Source organism: Streptomyces sp. NPDC021212, assembly GCF_044332925.1.
Lineage (GTDB): Bacteria > Actinomycetota > Actinomycetes > Streptomycetales > Streptomycetaceae > Streptomyces.
Window position 1 is genome coordinate 340,678 of record NZ_JBIRPZ010000007.1, and the last position, 20,011, is coordinate 360,688.

Below are 20,011 nucleotides of genomic sequence, written 5' to 3' on the forward strand. Positions count from 1 at the left end.
GGTTGCGGAGAACCGATGGGATGACGAGCACGCTAGGCAGGTGGCACGGGCACGTCAATGGGGCAGGACGGAACCGGTGTCCGCGGGCGGACCTGCGGCGGAATCCGTTCGAACACCTCTGCAATCGCCCGTCCGCCCGCCGGCTCCGCGGAGGGCCGTCGCCGCGAGCGCGGCGAGCCCGGCGGCCACCGCGGCGAAGACCCAGCCCCCGCGCAGCGCCCCCACGTCCGGCCGGTCGGCGCCGCCCGTGATCACGACCAGCGCCGCCACTCCCAGGGCCGAACCGCCCTGCCGGGACATCATCAGCACGCCCGAGCCGAGGGAGAGCTGACGGGCCGGAAGAAGTCCGGCGGCCGCGAACATGACCGGCTGGTAGAGCCCCGCGCCGATCCCGGTGAGCACCAGCCCCGGCATGAACGCCACGGCGTAGTGCCCGCCGTCGCCACCGGCGAACAGCAGCCACCACACCGGCCCGGCAGCGAAGCACAGCGCGCCGAGCGCGGCGGCGCGCCGCTCCCCCAGGGCCCGTACGAGCCGCCCCGACAGCACCGAGACCACCAGCACCGCCAGCGGCCAGGGCGTGATGGCCAGGCCCGCGCGGACCGTGGACCAGCCCCAGGCGCCGGTGAACAGGAGGGTCGAGGCGAGGAGCATCGACGCGTAGGCGAGGAAGTAGCCGAGCAGGCCGAGGGTGGCGGCGGTGAACGCACGGGTACGGAACAGCGCCGGGTCCACCACCGGGTCCGGGTGGCGGCGCATGTGGGCCACCGCCAGCCCGCCCGCCACCATTCCCCCGGCCAGGAAGCCGAGGGTGGCCGGTGCGCCGTAACCCCAGTCCGGGGCCTCGACGCAGGCGGTGGTCAGGGCTCCGGTGGCGAGGAGTACCAGCAGGGTGCCGATCGGGTCGAGGCGGCGGCGCTCGCCGCGCGCCGGGCCGATGCGCGGCAGCAGCCGCAGGCCCGCCGCCCAGGCGACCAGCACCACGGGCGCGTTGATCAGGAAGATCCACCGCCAGTCGGAGGCGGCGAGCAGGCCGCCCGCCACCGGCCCCGAGCTGGCGGCGACCGCGCTGACCGCCGTCCACGCGCCGACCGCCGTGGGCCGTTCGCGCGCGGGGAAGGCGGGCAGCGCCAGCGCCAGGGAGGTGGGCACCAGCACGGCCGCCGCCGCACCCTGCACGACGCGCGCCCCGACGAGCGCGCCGAGCCCGGGGGCCGCCCCGCAGGCGACCGAGGCCAGCCCGAACAGCACCATGCTGGCCAGGAACGAGCGCCGGCCGCCGATCGCGTCGGCCAGCCGCCCGGCCGGGACCAGCAGCGCCGCGAGCACGATGGTGTAGGCGTTGAGCACCCAGGACAGCTCGGCGGTGGTGGCCGAGCGGAAGTCCGCGCCGATGGCGGGGAAGGCGATGTTGACCGCGATCATGTCGAGCACGGCGAGGAACTGGGCCGCCGACGCGACCGCGAGGATCAGCCAGCGCCGGGGGTCCGGGGGCGTGCCGGGGGCGGGCGCACCACTCCCCGGTGCCTTCGTGGAAGGAATCGTCATGCCCATCCAGCATCGGCTGTGCGGTCGTCCACAACGAGTGGCAAGAGCGACAGCACGCGCTACATTCTTGCCATGCGCCCCTCGATAGCCGTCGCCGTCACCGAAGGCATGCCGATCTTCGATCTGGCCGTCCCGTGCCATGTCTTCGGCTCCGATCGCCCCGAACTCCCCGACGACTGGTACGACCTGCGGGTCTGTGCGATCGGCCCGGAGAGCGGCCGGGCCGGGGCCCCGGTGGCCACCCGCTCGTGGTTCGCCGCGCACACGCCGTACGGGGCGGCGGAGTTGGTCGGCGCCGACACGGTGATCGTCCCGGCCTCCGCCGACGTACGCGGCGACCCGCCCGGGGAACTGGTCGACGCGCTGCGCGAGGCGCACGGGCGCGGCGCCCGCATCGTGTCGCTGTGCTCGGGCGCGTTCACCCTCGCCGCGACCGGGCTGCTCGACGGCCGGACGGCGGCCACCCACTGGATGTACGCGGCGCTGTTCGCCGAGCGCTATCCGGCCGTACGCCTCGATCCGTCGGTGCTGTACGTCGACCACGGCGACGTCCTCACCGGGGCGGGCTCGACCGCGTGCATCGACGTGTGCCTGCACCTGGTACGCGAGGACTTCGGCAGCGAGGCGGCGAACACCGTGGCCCGGCAGCTCGTGGCGCCCGCCCACCGGCCCGGCGGCCAGGCCCAGTACATCGAGACGCCGCTGCCGGAGCGCACCGACGACTCGCTCGCCCCGCTGCTGCACTGGGCCGCCGAACACCTCGCGGAGCCGCTGACCCTCGCGGACCTCGCCCACCGCGCCCACACCAGCCCGCGCACGTTGGCCCGGCGCTTCGAGGCCGCCACCGGGACGACGCCACTGCGCTGGCTGCGAGGCCAGCGCATCGCGCGGGCCAGGGCCCTGCTGGAGGGCGGCGACCTGCCGATGGACCGGATCGCGGAGCTGTGCGGACTGGGGACGCCGGCCAACCTACGGCGCCACTTCACCCGGGCGGTGGGTGTGCCGCCGCACGACTACCGCCGCGCGTTCCGCGCCCGCGAGTCGGCGGCGACCGCCGTCTGACCCCGGGGGGCGGGCACGATCAGGCCCCGGGCCGGGGACGGGAATCGGCGCCTGCCCGCCGTCCGGCACCGGGCCCGGGCCCCGGCTACAGCCGCGGATCCACCGGCTCCGACTCCAGGGCCAGCACCGCGAACACCGCCTCGTGCACCCGCCACAGCGGCTCCCCATCCGCCAGCCGGTCCAGCGCCTCCAGGCCCAGCGCGTACTCCCGCAGGGCCAGCGAGCGCTTGTGGCCGAGGTGGCGCCGGCGCAGCTGGTCCAGGTTCTCCGGGCGGGTGTACTCCGGGCCGTAGACGATCCGCAGATACTCCCGGCCCCGGCATTTGACGCCCGGCTGGACCAGCCGGCCGTCGCCCTTGCGGACGAAGCCCTGGAGCGGTTTGACGACCATGCCCTCGCCGCCCGCCTCCGTCAGCTCCAGCCACCACGCGACGCCCTCGGCCACCGACGCGTCGTCCTCGGTGTCGACGACCAGGCGGCGGGTGGGGGCGAGCAACGGGCCACCGTCCGGGCCCGGCTTCTCCGCCTCGATCATGCGGTCGATCAGGGCGAGTTGCCGGTCGTGCGGGAGCGCGGCGAGGCTGCGCCCCTGGGCGGCCAGGATCTGGAACGGCGCCATCCGTATGCCGTCCAGCCCGTCGACCGGCCAGCAGTAGCGCCGGTACGCCTCGGTGAACGCGGCCGCGTCCACGGCCCGCCCGCCCTGCTTGTCGAGGAGCGCGGACACCTCGACGCCGCGCGCCGCCGCGCTCTCCAGCGCCGAGAGCACCCCCGGGAAGACGGCACCGGACGCCGCGCCCACCGCCGCGTACTGGTTGCGCAGCAGCCCGGCGGCCTTGAGCGACCACGGCATCAACTCGGCGTCCAGCAGCAGCCAGTCGGTCTCCAGCTCCTGCCACAGACCGGCGCCCTCGATGCCGCCGCGCACCCTGCCGAGGACGGATTCGGCCAGCGGCGGGTCGTCGAAGAACGGCCGCCCGGTGCGAGTGAACACCATGCCGGATACGCCCTCGGGCGCCCCGAAGCGCTCCTTCGCCACCTCCTCGTCGCGGCAGATCAGCGCCACCGCCCGGGAGCCCATGTGCTTCTCCTCGCAGATCACCTGGCGCACCCCGTCCGCGCGGTAGGCGGCGAACGCCTCCGCCGGGTGCTCCAAGAAGTGTCCGTCAGCGGCTCCGCCGCGGGCTTCCCCCGCCGAGGTGGCGACGGGCGCCATGGTGGGCGGGAGGTAGGGCAGCAGCCGTGGGTCGACGGCGAAGCGGCTCATGACCTCCAGGGCCGCCGCCGCGTTCTCCTCCTTGACCGCGATCCGGCCCATGTGACGGGTCTCGACGACACGGCGGCCGCGCACATCGGCGAGGTCGAGCGGACGGCCTTCGGCGCCGCCCGGGGCCTCGTTGCCCAGCGGTCTGACCGGCTCGTACCAGACCTGCTCGGCCGGGACGTCCACGATCTCGCGCTCCGGCCAGCGCAGCGCGGTCATCCGGCCGCCGAAGACGCAGCCGGTGTCCAGGCAGAGGGTGTTGTTGAGCCAGGTCGCCCTGGGGGTGGGCGTGTGGCCGTAGACGACCGCGGCGCGGCCCCGGTAGTCCTCGGCCCACGGGTAGCGCACCGGCAGACCGAACTCGTCGGTCTCACCGGTCGTCTCCCCGTACAGCGCGTGCGAACGCACCCGGCCCGACGTGCGGCCGTGGTACTTCTCGGGCAGCCCGGCGTGACAGACCACCAGCGCCCCGCCGTCCAGCACATAGTGGCTGACCAGCGACTCGATGAACTCCCGCGCCCGGTCGGCGAACTCCGGGTCCGCGGTGTGCTCGCGGTCCAGCTGCTCGACCGTCTCGGCGAGGCCGTGGGCGATCCGGACCTTGCGGCCCTTGAGATAGCGGGCGAGCTTGTTCTCATGGTTGCCGGGCACACAGAGCGCCGCCCCGGAGGCGACCATACCCATCACCAGGCGCAGCACCCCGGGGCTGTCCGGCCCGCGGTCGACGAGGTCGCCCACGAAGACGGCGGTGCGCCCCTCCGGGTGGACGGCGTCGACCGGGCGGCCCTGCCCGTCACGGCGCAGCGCATATCCGAGCTTGCCCAGCAGGGTTTCCAGCTCGGAGCGGCAGCCGTGGATGTCGCCGATGATGTCGAACGGGCCGGTGAGGTGGCGCAGATCGTTGTAGCGGCGCTCGATGGCGATCTCCGCGGCCTCGACCTGCTCGACGCCGCGCAGGATGTGCACCTTGCGGAACCCCTCGCGCTCCAGGGCCTTCAGGGAGCGGCGCAGCTCGCGGCGCTGGCGCGGGATGACGTGGGAGGGCATCTCGGCCCGGTCGGGGCGGGCCGCGTTGCGCCGCGCGCACTCGCCCTCGGGGATGTCGAGGACGATCGCGACCGGGAGGACGTCGTGCTCGCGCGCCAGCTGGATCAGGCTCCGGCGGGCCTCGGGCTGGACGTTGGTCGCGTCGACCACGGTCAGCCGCCCGGCCGCCAGCCGCTTGCCCGCGATTGTGTGGAGCAGGTCGAAGGCGTCGGGGGTGGCGCTCTGGTCGTTCTCGTCGTCGGAGACGAGGCCCCGGCAGACGTCGGAGGAGACGATCTGGGTGGGCTTGAAGTGGCGCCGGGCGAAGGTGGACTTGCCGGAGCCGGTGGTGCCGACGAGGACCACGAGGGACAGGTCGGGCACGCCGAGGCTGCGCGGGTCGAGCGTCATGGTGTCGGTCATGCGGCGGCCTCCTTCGATGTCGTGGTCGTCGTGGAGCCGGCAGTCGTGCCGGTTTCGCCGCTCTCCTGCCGGAAGAGCGCGAGCTGGGTCGGCGGCCCGACCTCGGGGTCCTCGGGGCCGACGGGGCGGAACTCCACGGCGTAGCCGTGCCGTTCGGCGACTCCCCGGGCCCAGTCCCGGAACTCCTCGCGCGTCCACTCGAAGCGGTGGTCGGGGTGGCGGACCTGCCCGGCGGGCAGGGTCTCCCAGCGCACGTTGTACTCGACGTTGGGCGTGGTCACCACGACCACCGTGGGCCGGGCGGCGCCGAACACCGCGTACTCCAGGGCGGGCAGCCGGGGCGGATCCACATGCTCGATCACCTCGCTGAGCACCGCCGCGTCATAGCCGGTCAGCCGGGAGTCGGTGTACGCGAGCGAGCCCTGCGTCAGCTTGAGCCGCGCCGACTGCCGCTCGGGCATCCGGTCCAGGCGCAGCCGCCGCGCCGCCTCGTTCAGCGCGCGTATCGACACATCGACACCGACGAGCTCGGTGAACCGCGCGTCCTTGAGCAGCTCGCCCAGCAACTGGCCCTGGCCGCACCCGAGATCGACCACCCGGGACGCCCCGGCACCCCGCAGGGCGTCGAGGATCGCCTCGCGCCGCCGCACGGCCAGCGGCACCGGCCGCGGCGCGCTCTCCTCCTCCGGCTCCACGCCTCCTCGCCCCCCTTGCACCGCCTGTCCCATCTGCTCCGTCTGCTCCGTCCGGCCCTCCTGCCCCGACTGCTCCGACTGCCCCGCCCGCTCCGTCCCGCCCTCCTGCTCGGCGAACTCGGCGGCGAGCTCCTCCACCGCGTTGTCGATCTCCTCCACCTCGGCGTCGTCCGTCTCCGCGAGCCGAGCCAGCTCCAGCCGCTCCAGCGCGCTGCGGGTCAGCGACCAGCGGCGGGCCAGATAGCGGTTGGTGATCAGCCGCTGCTCGGGGTGGCGCTCCAGCCAGCCCTCGCCGGAACGCAGCAGCTTGTCCACCTCGTCCGGCGCCACCCAGTAGTGCTTCGCGTCGTCCAGCACCGGCAGCAGCACATACAGATGGCGCAGCGCGTCGGCGAGCCGCAGCTCGCCCTCCAGCACCAGCCGTACGTACCGCGAGTCGCCCCACTGCGGGAACCGCTCGTCCAGCGGCACCGGCTCGGCCGTCACCGCCCAGCCCAGCGGCGCGAAGAGCCGCTCGACCAGGGCGGCGCCGCCGCGGGCCGGCAGGGCGGGCACCTCGATCCGCAGGGGCAGCGGCCGCTCCGGCAGGTCGGGCCGCGCCTTGCAGTGGCCCCTCAGGGCGCTGGAGAAGACGGTGCTCAGCGCGACGGCCAGCAGCGAGGAGGCCGCGTACGGACGGTCGTTGACGTACTGGGCGAGCGCGGAGTCGGGCGCGCCGCCCCGCCCCTTGCCCCGGCCCCGCCGCACCAGCGCGACGGGGTCGACCTCCAGCAGCAGCGCCGCCGTGCAGCGCTCGGTGTCCGCCTCGGGGTAGAGGACGTGCGCGGTGCCATGGGAGGTCGAGAACCGCTGCGCCTTGTCGGGATGCTTGTGCAACAGGAACCCGAGGTCGGTCGCGGGACGCTCGCTGGTGCCGGTGGTGGTAATCGTCAAGAACACCCGTCCGAGTATCGCCGGGTGCGCGCCCCCTCACCTAATGGTTTCTCACCACGCCCGCCAGCTCGGCGATCCGGTCCGGCCCCACCCGGCAGCAGCCGCCGATGAGCCGCGCCCCGGCATCCCGCCACGCCTTCACCCGCGCCGGGTCGAAGGTGGACCGCCCGCGCCAGCTCCGGGCCGTCGCGTCCCACTCCTCTCCGCTGTTCGGATACACCACCACCGGCTTTCCGGTGGCCTCGGCCGCGATCTCCACGGCCCGGTCCGCGTCGCCCGGCTCGCAGCAGTTGACGCCGACGGCGATCACCTGCTCGTTCCCGGCGGCGACGGCGAACGCGTCCCGGAGCGGCTGCCCGGCCCGGGTGGCCTCTCCCGCGATGCTGTACGACAGCCACACGGGCACCCCGCAGCCCTCGACGGCCCGCAGCATGGCCGCCGCCTCGTCGGCGTCCGGCACCGTCTCCAGGGCCAGCACATCGGGCCCGGCCGCCACCAGCGCCTCGATCCTCGGCCGGTGGAACCGCTCCAGCTCGGCCACGCTCAGCCCGTACCGCCCCCGGTACTCGCTGCCGTCGGCCAGCATCGCCCCGTAGGGCCCCACGGAGGCCGCCACCCACACCGGGGCTGCCGGGTCGGCCGCCCCCTCGGCCGCGCTCCGGGCCAGCTCGACGCTGCGCCCCAGCAGCGCCGTGGCGTCCTCGCGCGCCACGCCCCGATGGGCGAAGCCCTCGTAGGTGGCCTGGTAGCTGCTGGTGATGAGCACCCGCGCGCCCGCCCGCACATACGCGGCGTGCGCCGCCTCGATCTGCCCCGGGTCATCGGCGAGCAGCCGGGCCGACCACAGCTCGTCGGAAAGGTCGCAGCCCTGGGCCTCCAACTGGTTGGACAGCCCGCCGTCGAGAACGAGCGGCCCGCTTTCCACAGCGGTGGCCAGAGGCGTAGAGGGGACGGACATCACGGGTACTCCTGGTGGTTCGTTCAGCCCAGCTGGGCCTGGACCTGGGATGAAATCAGCTCGAGGTGATCGAGGTCGTCGAGGTCCAGGATCTGGAGGTAGACCCGGGACGCCCCGGCCTCCGCATAGCGGCCGATCTTCTCGACCACCTCGGCCGGGGAGCCCGCCAGCCCGTTCTCCTTCAGCTCCGGGACCTCACGGCCGATCGCCGCGGCCCGCCGGGCGACCTCGGCGTCGTCCTTGCCCACACAGACCACCAGCGCATTCGAGTACACCAGGTCGTCGCCCTTGCGCCCGGCCTCCTCGGCGGCCGCCCGCACCCGGCCGAACTGGGCCTCGCTGTCCTCGACCGAAGCGAACGGCATGTTGAACTCGTCCGCGAACCGCGCGGCCAGCCGCGGGGTGCGGGTCGGCCCCTGACCGCCGACCAGCACCGGCACCCGGCCCTGGGCGGGCTTGGGCAGCGCGGGCGAGTCGGTGAGCTGGTAGTGCGCACCGTCATGGCTGAAGGTCTCGCCGACCGGCGTCTTCCACAGGCCGGTGACGATGGCCAGCTGCTCCTCCAGCCGCGCGAACTTCTCCTTCGGGAAGGGGATGCCGTACGCGGTGTGCTCCTCCTCGTACCAGCCCGCGCCCAGGCCCAGCTCGACTCGGCCACCCGACATCTGGTCGACCTGCGCGACCTGGATCGCGAGGACGCCCGGAAGCCGGAAGGTGGCGGCGGTCATCAGGGTGCCCAGCCGGATCCGCTTGGTCTCGCGGGCCAGCCCGGCGAGGGTGAGCCACGCGTCGGTCGGGCCCGGCAGCCCGTCGACGCCTCCCATGCGCAGGTAGTGGTCGGAACGGAAGAAGGCGTCGAAGCCGAGGTCTTCGGTGGCCTTCGCGACGGAGAGCAGAGTGTCGTAGCTCGCGCCCTGCTGGGGCTCGGTGAAAATGCGGAGATCCATGCCCCCCATCCTGCCTTCTCACGCCGCACCACCCCACTCCCCACCCCACTCCAGCCCCGTGAGATGCCTCAGCATCCCGTGCACCCGGTCCCTGGCCTCGTCCGCCGCGTCGATCGCCTCGACGCACTGCCAGTACAGCGCCTCCTCCTCCGTGCTGGAGGCGACGCCCACCAGCGCGAATCCCGCCTCCGCGAGCAGATCCCCCAGCGCCAGCAGCACGCCTCGGGGGTCCCGCACCTCCGACAGCTGAGCCGCCCGTAAGCCCCCGCCGCGCAGCGCGGGATGGTGCAGCGCCGGGTGAAACAGCGCCCCGCGTGCCCTGCCGCCCGCCTCGCACAGGCCGCGCGCCTCCGCCCGCGCCGCCGCCGGGCCGCTCACCATGAAGTATCCGCCGACCGCTTCCGCCAGCGCCTGGACCTGCCAGGCCTCGGCCACGATGTCCTGCACGCCCCCGGCCTTCGCCAGGGCGTGCCGGGTGACACCGATCAGCCGCATCGCGTCCATGCCCCGAACCCCTCTCAACGGACTTTCCGCACCCGTCACTCCTCCACTACCCAGAGTGATGACTAACAGGCCGAAAAGCTAGGGGAATTCAGGAATCTGTTGACAACAGTTGCGTTGTGGATAACTTTATCACTACGGAGAGTGACGAACGGGACTTCCGGGAGCCTCCTCGACCGGGAACCGGCCCTCGTTGCGGTCGATCTTCGCGGCCAGCGCGGCGAGCGCGTCGATCCCCAGCACCTCGCAGAACTGGAGCAGATACGCCAGCACATCGGCGACCTCGTCCTCGACCCGGGCCGCCTTCCCCGGCTCCTCCATCACCCGCGCCGACTCCTCCGGCGTCAGCCACTGGAAGATCTCCACCAGCTCCGACGCCTCGACGCTCAGCGCCGCCGCGAGGTTCTTCGGGGTGTGGTACCGCTGCCAGTCGCGCACCGCCGCGAAGGCCGCCAGCCGGCGCTGCAGGCCCGCCACATCGAGGGCGTCGGACCGTCGCTCGCCAGCGGCGGAAAGCTCAGGGGGACGCGCACCGGACTCGGGTTCAAGAGACTCGCTCACGCTCCAGGTTTACCACCGTGACGGGGGCGTCCCCGACCGCCCCCGTCACGTCCCCCACGGTCCCCACCAGCCGGATGTGCCCCCGTGCGCACATCCGGACCGCCACCCCCAGCAGTTCCCGCGCCTGCCGCCGGTCCAGGCAGCGGTCGAAACCGTCCGCCAGGACCGTCAGCACCTGCCGCGCGGGAAGCACATCCGCGACCGGGTCCATCGCCAGCACCCCCGGCCCGGTCAGCAGCACCAGCGCGAGCGCCAGATAGCGCAACTCCCCGTCGCCCAGCCGCTCCACGGGCAGCGCGCCCAGCTCCCCCTGCTCCACCAGGGCCCGCACTTCGCCGCCCCCGGCCCCCTCGGTCACCAGGCCCTCCACCGGCCCCGCGCACCCCGCCCGCACCGCCGCGACCAGCGCCGCGTGCCGGGAGACGCACTCCCGGCTGGTGCGCCGCAGCACCGCCGCCAGGTTCTCGCAGCCCCCGCGCAGCCGCCCGTCGCGCGGCGCCGCCGGCGCCCGCATCCGATCCGGCCGCGGATCGCAGGGGAACACCGAACGCAGCGCGATCACCACCTGCTCGGCGGCGGCCAGCGCGAGCCGCTGCCCCTCGGTGATGCCCGCCACCCGCAGCGGCAGCACCGAGGTCGCCAGCCGGTCGTCGGGCAGCGGAGCCCGGGTGACCGCGACCGCCCCCGCCGTATGCCAGGCGGCCTGGACGCAGCGCCGCCCCGGATCGCGCAGCGCCGTCTCCAGCAGCGTCTCCCCCGCCCCCGTCAACCTCTCGCCCACGATGCGCAGTTCGGGCTCGGCCTGCACGGCGACATCGAGCCGCACCGGCCCCACCGGCCCGTCCACGGTGCACCCGATACGGAAGCCGCGCCGCCCCTGCCGGTCCGGCCGCGCCCGGCACGGGATGTACGACGCCGGCTCGCGGAACACCTCCGCGAGCCGGGCGCCGCCCGCCAGGCGCGCGAGCGCCCCGTACGCCTCCAGCACGCCCGATTTTCCGCTTCCGCTCGGCCCGGCGAACAGAGTCAGCGGTCCCAGCGAAAACACCGCACGTCGATGGGACTTGAAGGCGGACAGCCTCAACTCGGTCACGGCGGGCCGCAGCCCGGATGCGCTCATGCCCGGAACATATCTGTGGCGCACACCGCCGAACCGTTACTCCTTCCGTATCTTCCTACCATCGGGGGATGGTGGCCGTGGCCGAAGATGACCGATGGGAAGCGAGGGGCGTGCATGAACGGGGCAACGGGGAGGGGCGGCCGTGATGGCTGACAGCACCTTCTGGATCGCGGCCCTCACCGGTGGCACCGCCGTCCTGGCCAGCTGGGTCACCAGCCGAGGCAACACCCGCGCCGCCCAGATCCAGGCCGACACCGCCGCCCGCGCCCAGCAGTCGGAACGGCTGCGCGACAGCAGGCGGACCGCGTACCTCGAATTGATCGAGCAGATTCACCGCATGGGCGACTTCTACTGGGAGATCTCCGCCGCCCAGCGCAACGGCGAGTTCCGAAGCCGCCCCGCACTGCTGGCCGAAACCCTGGAGCGCGAGCGCGACCACTACGGGAAGCTGCGGCACTGCGCGCGCGTGGTCGAGCTGGAGGGCCCCTCCGCCGCGGGCGAGGCGGCCCACAAACTCCAGAAGTCGACCGGCCGGTTCCACCGCTCGCTGGAGGCCATGGCCGCCGACGACCCGGAGGCGATACGGCGCTTCAACGACGCCTACAGCCCGTTCTGGGCCGCCCTGGGGGACTTCGTCGACACCGCGAAGGCATCCTTGCAGGAACCCTAGACACAGCCCGCGGGAGGCGAACGTGGCACAGGAGCCCGAGCCGACCGCGGCCACCCGGGTGGTCCGGGACGACGACCTGGACTCGTACCCGCAGGACGGCCCTGTCCACTACCAGGGCGAGCTGTTCACGGGCGACGGCGAGGACCGCGCGTTCGACGGCACCCTCAATTTGCGCACGTCCTACCTCGACGGCCGGCAACACGGCCCGGACCGCGAGTGGCACCCGGACGGAACCCTGAAGACGGAGGGGTTCTTCCAGCACGGCATCCCGGTCGGTGTGCACCGGGCATGGAGGCCCGACGGGACGATGTCGCAGGAGGTGGAATTCTCTGACAGCGGCATGATCCTCAGGCGTGACAGCCACCCATGACCGGGGGCAACCTTCGGCTTCGCTCAGCTGTCTGTCTGCGGTGAGTCGAGGCGTCTGCTTTCACGGGGGCGGCGGCAAGGCCATGAACCCCAAGATCACAACAGGGAGGAATCCCGCGCTGCCGTGGAAGAAGACGGTGACGTTGCGCGGCATCATGCCGTCGGCGGTGACGCCGGTCTCCACCGACCCCTCGGTGAGCTGCAAGATCGTGTACAAGGGCAAGGTCATCGCGGAGAAAAAGGGCAAGAGCCTGATCAAGGCCGGTGCGTGCGTCGGGGAGTCCCCGATCGCCGCCTGACCCCAGGCAGTTCACTCGCCGTGGTACATACGATCCAGGTCGACCAGCTCGACGTCGCCGCGTCGGCCGGCTTCGCGCCGGAGATCGTCGGTGAAACCGGAACGCGCGAAGAGCAGGAGCTTGGGCAGCGCCCCCACGCGGGCGCTGGGCAACAGCCCCCGGAGGTGTTCGAGCCGCTCCAGCTGCGGCAGGGCGACGGGGGCGAGGGTCGCCTTGGCCTCGCCGATCGCGGTGATCCGCTCGGGTCCGTACGCCGGCGACTCCGCCACCACGAGGTCCAGCTCGTGCCCGCGACGGTGGTCCCGGCAGGCGATCTCGGTCGGGCGCACCCAGGTTGCCCGGCCGCCGAGGCTCTCCGCTGCGGCGTGTTCGAAGCACCACTGGCGGGCCAGCTCCTCGAAGTGCGGACCGTAGATCTTCCCCGCGACGGTGTCGGCGCTGTCCGCCCAGACGCGCTCGGCCCGGCCCACGACCAGCTCCGGCTCATGCCGCTGGATCAGCAGCTGGTGCAGCCTCACCGCGGGCTCGGCGACCCGGAAGACGCTGCGCTTGTCCCTGAGGGCGTCCTCCACCTGCTCCAGCAGGCCGATGTCCTGGAGCCCAGAGAGCAGATGCGCCAGCGCGCTGCTCGGCCGCCCCAGGGCCCCGGCGATCTCCGACCGCCGGTGGTGCCCGGCGCTGACCGCCGCCAGGACCGCCGCGTACGAGGTCGGGTCGGAAATCGAGGGCTCCTCGCGCAGCAGCAGCCCTCCCTCCCGGAACATGGCGGAGGCCGGGTTGAGGAGCCGGCGGGCCACCCACCGGTCGAAGTCCGCCAGGCCCTCCGGCCCCGCGCCCCCGCACATCTCCCGGTACGCCGGGGTCCCGCCCACCAGCGCGTGCAGCCGGAACGCCAGCTCGGGGTCCTCCGCCACGCCCCAGAACGCGGCCGCCTCCCGGTAGCGGAAGGGCCGCACCACCAGCTCCATGCCCGCCCGCCCGCGCAAGGGCGCGCCGCCACCCAGAAGCTGCGCCATCGTGGTCAGCGCACTGCCACAGAGGATCATCCGGGTCCGGGTGTGCTCCTTGGCATGGCTCAGCGGGCTGAGAGCCTGTTGCAGATAGGAGGGCAGCGCAGGGGTCGCCGACACCAGGTAGGGGAACTCGTCGATCACCACCGGCACGGGGGTGTCCTCACCGATCCGCAACAGCTCGTCCAGCGCGTCCCGCCAGTCTGCGAACAGCACCGGCCGCCGCAGCCCGCGGAACGCCGCGTACGCCCTGCCCAGATCCGCGAGATTCTGCGTCTCGCTCTGCTGGGTCGCCGCGAACAGGAAACCGCCCGCCTGGCGGGCCAGCAGTTCGAGCATCAGCGTCTTCCCCTGCCGCCGCCGCCCGTAGACCAGGCCGAGCGACGCCCCCTGGCGCTCCGATGCCGCGAACTCGTCCAGTTCCCGCCATTCCGCATCCCGTGCGAACAGCCGCTCCGGCTTGATCACCGATAACCACCTCTCCGATTATGATAGGCGCAGCTATCATAATCCGCTCGATGTAATTGTCGACGCTCACGGGATCACCACGCCCACCCGCTGGGTAGGGTCCGCACGGGATCTGCCGGGCGGACGGGGAGCGGGGGCGACGGCGGTGGGGTGGGGCGAGGAGATCGCTACGGCCCTGGGCGAGCTGGTCGCGATCATGGGCGGCACGGGCAGACAGCCGTGATGGCAGCGCATCGGGCGCGCGATCCGCACCAAGGAGGCGGGCTGGTACGCGGTGGATCTGCGCGGCTCCGACATCGGACCGGACCAGCTGGACGCGCTGCGCCTCGCGGGTCCGGAGTCGGACGGTGTCGAGACCAAGGGCTTCGCCGTCGCGGAGACGGTACAAAGCGGCTCCCTGCTCACGCTGAAGGTCGCGGAGTTCGCCGACCTCACGGACGCGTATCTGTGGCTGCTCAAACAGCCACAGACCTTTCTCGTCGAGGCGCTGCGCGACGGCATCGCCGGGCTGGGCGAGACCCCGCTGGCGAGCGCCCTGGCCGGAGGCACGGTCGGCGGTGCCTCGTCGTCCGACCCCGACCCTCCGGGGTTCCATCCCGCGCAGGGGGACGCCTACCGTGCGTGCCTCGGCCAAGGTGTGCATCTGGTGTGGGGTCCGCCGGGCACCGGGAAGACGACGGTGCTGAAGCGTGCGATCGGGGACCTGATCGCACGGGGTCCGCGTGGGCCCGCCGCAGCTGCGGGAGGTCGCCGACAACCCCGAGGTGTCGCTGCCGCTCATGGTGCGAGCGCGGCTGGCCGAGACGGCCGAGCGGCGCCTCAAGATCGAGACCGCCCTGGTGGACGTCCGGACCCGCGCGGCTGAGCTGTCCGCACTGGATGTCTCCCTCACCCGCTTCGACCCGACCGCGCACTTCAACGCCCTGAAGCTGCTCCGCACGCCCAACCAGGACCCGGTGTCGGTACGGGAGCGCGCGGAGACGGCGGCGGGCCTGCTGGAGGATGCGGAAGCGACCCGGGACATGGTGGAAAAGGCCACGACGGCGGCCCAGCGGCGCCGGGACGGGGCTGAGGAGTCGCGCCGCCAGTGGGCCGAGATCGACCGGCTTCGCGAGGAACAGTCCCGCGTCCTCAACGCCGCTGAGCGGAAGCAGGCCGAGTGCCTGATGACCGAGAACAACCTCAGCGATCTGCGCGAGGAGTTTCGGCAGCTCGACGCCCAGCGCTCCGTGGCACGGTGGCGTGCCCGGGAGAAGCGACAGACCCTCCGCGAGCGTCTGGCCGCCGCAGAGGAGGATGTCGCCCGCGCTCGTCGGGTGGCGCAGGCCGCGCGCACCACAGCGGAGGCGCACGTCGTCACGCTGGAGAAGGACGTGGCCGAGCTGGTCGCCGGCATCATCCACACCCCCGAGCAGATCACCGCCCTGGAACAGGCGCTCACGACCGCACTGTCCGCCCGCAGGTCGGCCCTGGACCTCGTGGCCACCCGCCGCGAGGAGACCACCCGGCTGGAGCAGGCCGTCGTCCGCGCCCTGGACGCCGCTGAGCTCACCGCCCGCGCCGCGCGGCTGCGCCCCCAGGTGACGGCTGACGCCGCCCGCGGCTCCGCCCTCGAGGAGGAGTTCCAGCAGGTCCAGGAAGAGTACGAACGCCTTGCCCGCAACGCCCAGGGCGAGATCATCAAGAGCGCGAAACTGGTGGCCACCACGCTCACCCGGTTCCGCACCAACAAGGCGGTCTTCGAGGGCCCGTACGACGTGGTCCTGGTCGACGAGGCCGGTGCGGCGACGCTGCCAGAGGTGATTCTCGCAACGGCGAAGGCGACTCGGACGGCCGTCCTGCTCAATGATTTCATGCAGCTCGGCCCGGTCATCGAGGATCAGCTGAAAGATCTCGACCGCCCGGACGTCAAACGTTGGCTGCTCCCGGACGTTCCAGCACTGCGGTATCCGGGACCCGGCGGAGGCTCAGCGACACCCGGCCTGCGTCACCCTGACCGAGCAGCACCGCTTCGGTCCGGCGGTGATGCGCCCGCGCTCGCGTACGGAGGCATGCTGCGGGCGGCAAGCAGGTCGCCGCACCGAGACCGCCCGACGACCCTGAGATCGTCGTCGTCGACACCGACGGACTGCACGAACTGGCCAGGCCCCATCTCACAGGCCGCCGCAGCGGCTGGTGGCCGGCCGGGACGCTGATCGCCAGAGCCCTCGTGGAGTACCACCGCGAGAAGGGCGAGGAACCGGGCATCGTCACGCCCTACGGCGTCCAGGCGGATGCGACGCTCGAAGCCCTGCGGGATGTGGAAAGCGGTGGCGTCCCGCTGGCGGAGGTGGGCACTGCGCACCGTTTCCAGGGCAGGGAGTTCCCCGTCGTCGTCTTCGACACGGTCGAAGGCGAGGACGGCCGCGAATTGTGGATGTCGCTGGCGCACCGGGAACCGGGCGCGTCGGACTGGGCGCGCAGCGGCGTGCGTCTGTTCAACGTGGCGGCCACCCGCGTCCAGACCCGCCTCTACGTCATCGGCAGCTGGGAACGCATCCGGGCCACGAAGAACGGCAAGGTCTTCGCACACCTGGCCGACCTGGTCGGCACCTCCGGCGTACGGCGGCTACGGGCCAGCCACCTGATCACTCCGCCGCACGAAAACACCCGGGACCTCGGCGGTTTCGGCGCCGCGCTCGCGGATGTCCTGGCCCGGCACGTCACGGTGACGGGCATCGACGACGAGCGGACCTTCTTCAGCATGTTCGAGGACGAGATCCGCCAGGCCCGCACCTCGATCTGGCTGTGGGCGCCGTGGGTGGCGAACCGCGTACGCGACATCCTGCCGCTGCTGCGCGAGGCCTCCGAACGCGGCGTACGGGTCACCGTGTTCATCCGCGACGACACGGACCAGATCCAAGGCCGTCCGGACAACCAGGGCCTCATCGAGGATCTCCGGTCCGTCGTCCACACGGTCGTCCCCGCCGAAGTGCGCCCGCTGCGGCGGCACGAGCATCGAACTGCGCCGCCGCCGCAACGGCGTCTGGTTCTGGCGCTGCTACGACACGGTCTGCAAGACCGGGCTGAACGGCCGGAGCAACGCGTGGAACCAGGACATCAGGTCCGGCGGTGCCAGACGCTGAGGATCACGCGCCCTTCGCGGCCGGTTCGAGGATGGCGACGCACTCCACGTGGTGCGTCACCGGAAGCATGTCACCCAGCTGAGCCAGAGAAAACCGCAGGTCAGTGCAATCTCTCGTCTCCGTCTGGGGCCACCAGATGCGCAGAGCGTCAAACGAGCGTCACGGCGGAGAAAACAATCGGGCCCGGTGATCCCCTATCAGCGTCGATCGTTGGGGCGTCCCATGCAGGCGGCGTGTCGCTCATGGAGTGGATGACGTGCTCCCCTCCTCCTTCGTTCCAGCCAGCGGAAGCACGTACTGACCGGCGAGACGTGCCAGGTGCAGCGGGAGGGGCCGGGCGAGCGGCGGGTAGTCGTCGTGGTAACGCAGCTGGTGCGTGAGCGTCGCCCACTCCGCCGGCCGGTCGGGCAGGTCCCCTTCACGCCCCGAGTCCGCCAGCGCCTTCTCCGACAGGCAGCCGAGCACGGTGATCTCCAGCTGCCCGGGGTTCCAAGCGGTCTTCCCTGGTGCTGTCCGGCCCTGTGCCGTGGGCGCCAGCTTCATGAGTCCCTTCGGTAGCTTCGCCGCCGTGTGCGGGGTCGAAGCAGTACTCGCGAAGACACGGCTCTCCGTCTCCGCCGTCCCCCACACTCCCTCGGCGAAGCCGACCCTGTCCTTGGCGTCGTGGGCGTACCACTCCGCCACTTCCTCCCGCGCGTTGGCGTCCCGTACGAGCACCGCCCGCAGGTCGTCGCCGTAGAGCGTGTGGCGCTGGGCGGGTTCGGCACCGAAGCCAAGCATGTCGCGGTGCAGTTCGCCGTTGCGCAGGCCCGGCCAGCATTGGCGCAGATTGCCGGCGTCCGCCAGCAGGAGCGTCGGGCGGTCGCGGAGCTGGAAGAGCAGCGCGCGGATCTGCCGCTCGGTCTCCCGCTGTCTGTACTGCTCCACGCCCGGGCGGGTAGTGGGCCAGAGCTGTCCTCGGGCGGCCGCGCCATCGCCAGGGCCTCCCGTATCAGCCTCCTCCCCCTTCCCCGCCTCCGCCACGGGTTCCACTGCCTGGGAGAGCAGCAGCAACAGCTTCGGGTATGGCACCCATTCGGCTCGCTCGGCGTCCCATCCCTCGATGACGCCCGGTCCGTCCCCGGGTCGGACCCTCACCGCGACCAGTCGGCGGACGGGGCACCGCGTGGGCCCCTTCCTGGTGTGGCGTACGAGCCAGAGCGCCGCGTACTGGAGGTCGCCGGGAACTCCGGCTCCCACCCGGTGGGCGGGCGGACTGATCGCGCCGAGCTGCCGGAAGGCATCCAGCCAGGTCCACTTGGCCCGGTGCTCTAGGCCGCTCTCGGTGTCATCGGGCAGGTTGACGAACTGGCTCAGCCGGCCCTGCCGCGCCCAGGCGATGCGCAGCGCGTGCTTGGGGTCGGAGTCCGGGACGGCGGCGAAGCGCTCCTTGCCGGCAATCTCCGCGATCACGACTCCGGCCCCGTCGGGTCGCGAGACCATCCGGTCCGCCACCAGCCGGCAGCGCCCTTCGACGGCTTCGGCCAGCCGGACGGCCCTGGGGCGCCTGCGCTCCCGGGAAACCGGCAGGGCGTCGGCCAGGGACCCCGCGGGCCGGGCTCGTACGCGGATCTCGACCCCCTCGCCCCGCCACCGCCAGGTGTCGTCGTCGGATGGCCCCATTTTCTCCCCGGGAGGGAAACCGATGAGCTTCGGCAGTTCTGCGAGCAGTGCGGCACGGGTCTCCGGGGACTGCCAGAAGACGTCGACCTCCAGGGGACGGCCGTTCAGGGCACGCGCCAGCGCCGCCCGCCGCTGCAAGGCCAACCGCGCGTCCCGGACGCCCGGACCAACTCCCACACCCGAACGAGGCAGCAGCGAGGGGGTGTTGCTCCGGGTGACCCGCGTGAGGTCGGGGACCCGGGTCAGCATGGGGCGCACCCCTTCCTCGACCCAGGCGTCCAGATCCGCGCGCTCCCGTGGCATCAGCCCGGGTCCGACCTCGTGCGGGCCGATCGACGGGTGGTAGACGATGCCGGCGGCCACGCCCCCGGACCCGTTGATCCAGCGTTCCGGATGAGTGAAGAGCGCTTCGGGCTGCGGGTAGTTGCGAACGATGTCCAGTTCGGGCACGAGCGGTGCGGGGCTGTGGTGGCGCCAGGCCAGTTCCTTCAGCCGCCGGTCGTAGCCGAGGGTGTTCACCATCAGCCTGTGGCCCCGGTCCGGCCCTCCCGGCCACGGCAACGGGGCATCGAGCAGGACGGTCGCGCCGCCGAGCTGGTGAGGGCGTACGTCCAGCCGGGTAGCCCACCGGCGTACCTGCGTCGACAGGTGGACACGGAACCGTGGGGCGAACGGCACGGTGTGGACGGTGATGTTGAGGCAGGCCGAGTAGTACCAGGTCTGGCCGCGTCGCTCGTACCGCTGGGGCGGCCAGGAGACGAGTCGCGCACCGTTGCCCGAGCTCTCGACACGGAAGTGGAGTGTGGCGCCCCCGGTGCGGAACGTCCGGGCGGCCAGCCGGAAGGCGACCCACTCGGGCAGCAGGCTGTAGAGCCGCGCGGCGGGTTCGGCGGTACCGCCCGCCGAGGTCACCGTCTCGGCGAGGTCGATCGATTCGGCCTCCCAATGCGGCAGCTGGACGGTCTCGGCCGGGTCGTCGGAGCGGAGCCTCCCCTCCAGATCGGCGCCTTCGGTGTCGTCCTCCTCCCGGTACATGCCCGCCGCCCAAGTGCCGATCACCGGGGCCAGCGCTTCCGACGGGACGGCTTCCCGGGCGTAAAGCCACGGCAGGCGGCCGTCCCTTCCGGCGTTGCGACCTGTCGCGATGACACCGGGGGCCATCGCCTGGAGCAGGGAGTTGAGCCTGCGTACGGGGAGCCGGTCGGGGCGGGCGGAGCCCTTGTCGGCCTCGGAGTGCATCCTGGTGAGCTCGGTATGCAACTCCTCGCCGAGCCGCAGTACCTTCATCTCCTCCCGCCACGGCCCATGGAACGGGTCGGGTTCGTAGGCTGCGACGCGAATGGTGTGATACACGAAATTTCCTTCTTAAA

At 72.6% G+C, this 20,011-nt stretch carries 16 protein-coding genes and 1 pseudogene; 7 read left to right on the forward strand and 10 right to left on the reverse strand.

All coding sequences use genetic code 11. The features are described 5' to 3' along the window. Positions 1-54: 54 nt before the first annotated feature. Positions 55-1,548, reverse strand: coding sequence for an MFS transporter (locus ACH4SI_RS21010; RefSeq protein WP_398297703.1), 1,494 nt, complete (start codon positions 1,546-1,548; stop codon positions 55-57). A 72-nt stretch (positions 1,549-1,620) separates the two neighbouring features. Between ACH4SI_RS21010 and ACH4SI_RS21015 the strand changes: the two genes are divergently transcribed. Then, positions 1,621-2,610, forward strand: coding sequence for a GlxA family transcriptional regulator (locus ACH4SI_RS21015; protein ID WP_398297705.1), 990 nt, complete (start codon positions 1,621-1,623; stop codon positions 2,608-2,610). An 85-nt stretch (positions 2,611-2,695) separates the two neighbouring features. Here the strand turns inward: ACH4SI_RS21015 and ACH4SI_RS21020 are convergent, their stop codons facing one another. From ACH4SI_RS21020 to ACH4SI_RS21050, 7 genes are all read right to left on the reverse strand, one after another. Continuing rightward, positions 2,696-5,323: a polynucleotide kinase-phosphatase gene (locus ACH4SI_RS21020; RefSeq protein ID WP_398297707.1), complete on the reverse strand. Its 2,628-nt coding sequence runs from the start codon at positions 5,321-5,323 to the stop codon at positions 2,696-2,698. Continuing rightward, a complete protein-coding gene (locus tag ACH4SI_RS21025) occupies positions 5,320-6,957 on the reverse strand; it encodes a 3' terminal RNA ribose 2'-O-methyltransferase Hen1 (RefSeq protein WP_398297709.1) in 1,638 nt (545 codons plus the stop codon). The genes ACH4SI_RS21020 and ACH4SI_RS21025 overlap by 4 nt, the downstream gene beginning before the upstream one ends. A gap of 34 nt (positions 6,958-6,991) precedes the next feature. Beyond that, positions 6,992-7,909, reverse strand: a complete 918-nt coding sequence (gene mmuM / locus ACH4SI_RS21030) for a homocysteine S-methyltransferase (protein ID WP_398297711.1) — start codon at positions 7,907-7,909, stop codon at positions 6,992-6,994. Positions 7,910-7,932: 23 nt separating this feature from the next. Then, positions 7,933-8,856 carry an LLM class F420-dependent oxidoreductase gene (locus tag ACH4SI_RS21035; RefSeq protein WP_398297713.1) on the reverse strand — a complete coding sequence of 308 codons (924 nt, stop codon included), beginning with the start codon at positions 8,854-8,856 and terminating at the stop codon, positions 7,933-7,935. An 18-nt stretch (positions 8,857-8,874) separates the two neighbouring features. Further along, positions 8,875-9,360 carry a DUF6099 family protein gene (locus ACH4SI_RS21040; protein ID WP_398297714.1) on the reverse strand — a complete coding sequence of 162 codons (486 nt, stop codon included), beginning with the start codon at positions 9,358-9,360 and terminating at the stop codon, positions 8,875-8,877. Between the two features lie 132 nt (positions 9,361-9,492). Continuing rightward, a complete protein-coding gene (locus ACH4SI_RS21045; RefSeq protein ID WP_398297716.1) occupies positions 9,493-9,918 on the reverse strand; it encodes a nucleotide pyrophosphohydrolase in 426 nt (141 codons plus the stop codon). Beyond that, positions 9,902-11,038: an AAA family ATPase gene (locus ACH4SI_RS21050; protein WP_398297718.1), complete on the reverse strand. Its 1,137-nt coding sequence runs from the start codon at positions 11,036-11,038 to the stop codon at positions 9,902-9,904. The genes ACH4SI_RS21045 and ACH4SI_RS21050 overlap by 17 nt, the downstream gene beginning before the upstream one ends. A gap of 145 nt (positions 11,039-11,183) precedes the next feature. Between ACH4SI_RS21050 and ACH4SI_RS21055 the strand changes: the two genes are divergently transcribed. The 3 genes from ACH4SI_RS21055 to ACH4SI_RS21065 all read left to right on the forward strand — a co-directional run bounded on the left by ACH4SI_RS21055 (position 11,184) and on the right by ACH4SI_RS21065 (position 12,376). Beyond that, the gene (locus ACH4SI_RS21055; RefSeq protein WP_398297720.1) at positions 11,184-11,708 is read left to right on the forward strand and encodes a hypothetical protein; all 525 of its coding nucleotides are present in this window, start codon (positions 11,184-11,186) and stop codon (positions 11,706-11,708) included. A 22-nt stretch (positions 11,709-11,730) separates the two neighbouring features. Next, positions 11,731-12,078: a toxin-antitoxin system YwqK family antitoxin gene (locus ACH4SI_RS21060; protein WP_398297722.1), complete on the forward strand. Its 348-nt coding sequence runs from the start codon at positions 11,731-11,733 to the stop codon at positions 12,076-12,078. Between the two features lie 82 nt (positions 12,079-12,160). Continuing rightward, entirely contained in the window at positions 12,161-12,376 is a 216-nt protein-coding gene (locus ACH4SI_RS21065) for a hypothetical protein (protein ID WP_398297724.1), read from the forward strand. Between the two features lie 11 nt (positions 12,377-12,387). On the opposite strand, the gene ACH4SI_RS21070 is transcribed toward ACH4SI_RS21065, so the two are convergent. Then, the gene (locus tag ACH4SI_RS21070; RefSeq protein WP_398297726.1) at positions 12,388-13,854 is read right to left on the reverse strand and encodes an ATP-binding protein; all 1,467 of its coding nucleotides are present in this window, start codon (positions 13,852-13,854) and stop codon (positions 12,388-12,390) included. A 274-nt stretch (positions 13,855-14,128) separates the two neighbouring features. Here ACH4SI_RS21070 and ACH4SI_RS21075 point away from each other — a divergent pair, with 274 nt between their 5' ends. The 3 genes and pseudogenes from ACH4SI_RS21075 to ACH4SI_RS21085 form a co-directional block, all read left to right on the forward strand. Next, a complete protein-coding gene (locus ACH4SI_RS21075) occupies positions 14,129-14,719 on the forward strand; it encodes a hypothetical protein (RefSeq protein WP_398297729.1) in 591 nt (196 codons plus the stop codon). Positions 14,720-15,020: 301 nt separating this feature from the next. Next, complete coding sequence (locus tag ACH4SI_RS21080; protein ID WP_398298000.1) at positions 15,021-16,049, forward strand: AAA domain-containing protein; 1,029 nt, start codon at positions 15,021-15,023, stop codon at positions 16,047-16,049. 14 nt (positions 16,050-16,063) lie between these two features. Continuing rightward, a pseudogene (locus tag ACH4SI_RS21085) lies at positions 16,064-16,321 on the forward strand (AAA domain-containing protein); the annotation flags it as partial. 898 nt (positions 16,322-17,219) lie between these two features. Here the strand turns inward: ACH4SI_RS21085 and ACH4SI_RS21090 are convergent. Beyond that, positions 17,220-19,994, reverse strand: coding sequence for a pPIWI_RE module domain-containing protein (locus ACH4SI_RS21090; RefSeq protein ID WP_398297730.1), 2,775 nt, complete (start codon positions 19,992-19,994; stop codon positions 17,220-17,222). Between the last annotated feature and the right edge of the window lie 17 nt (positions 19,995-20,011).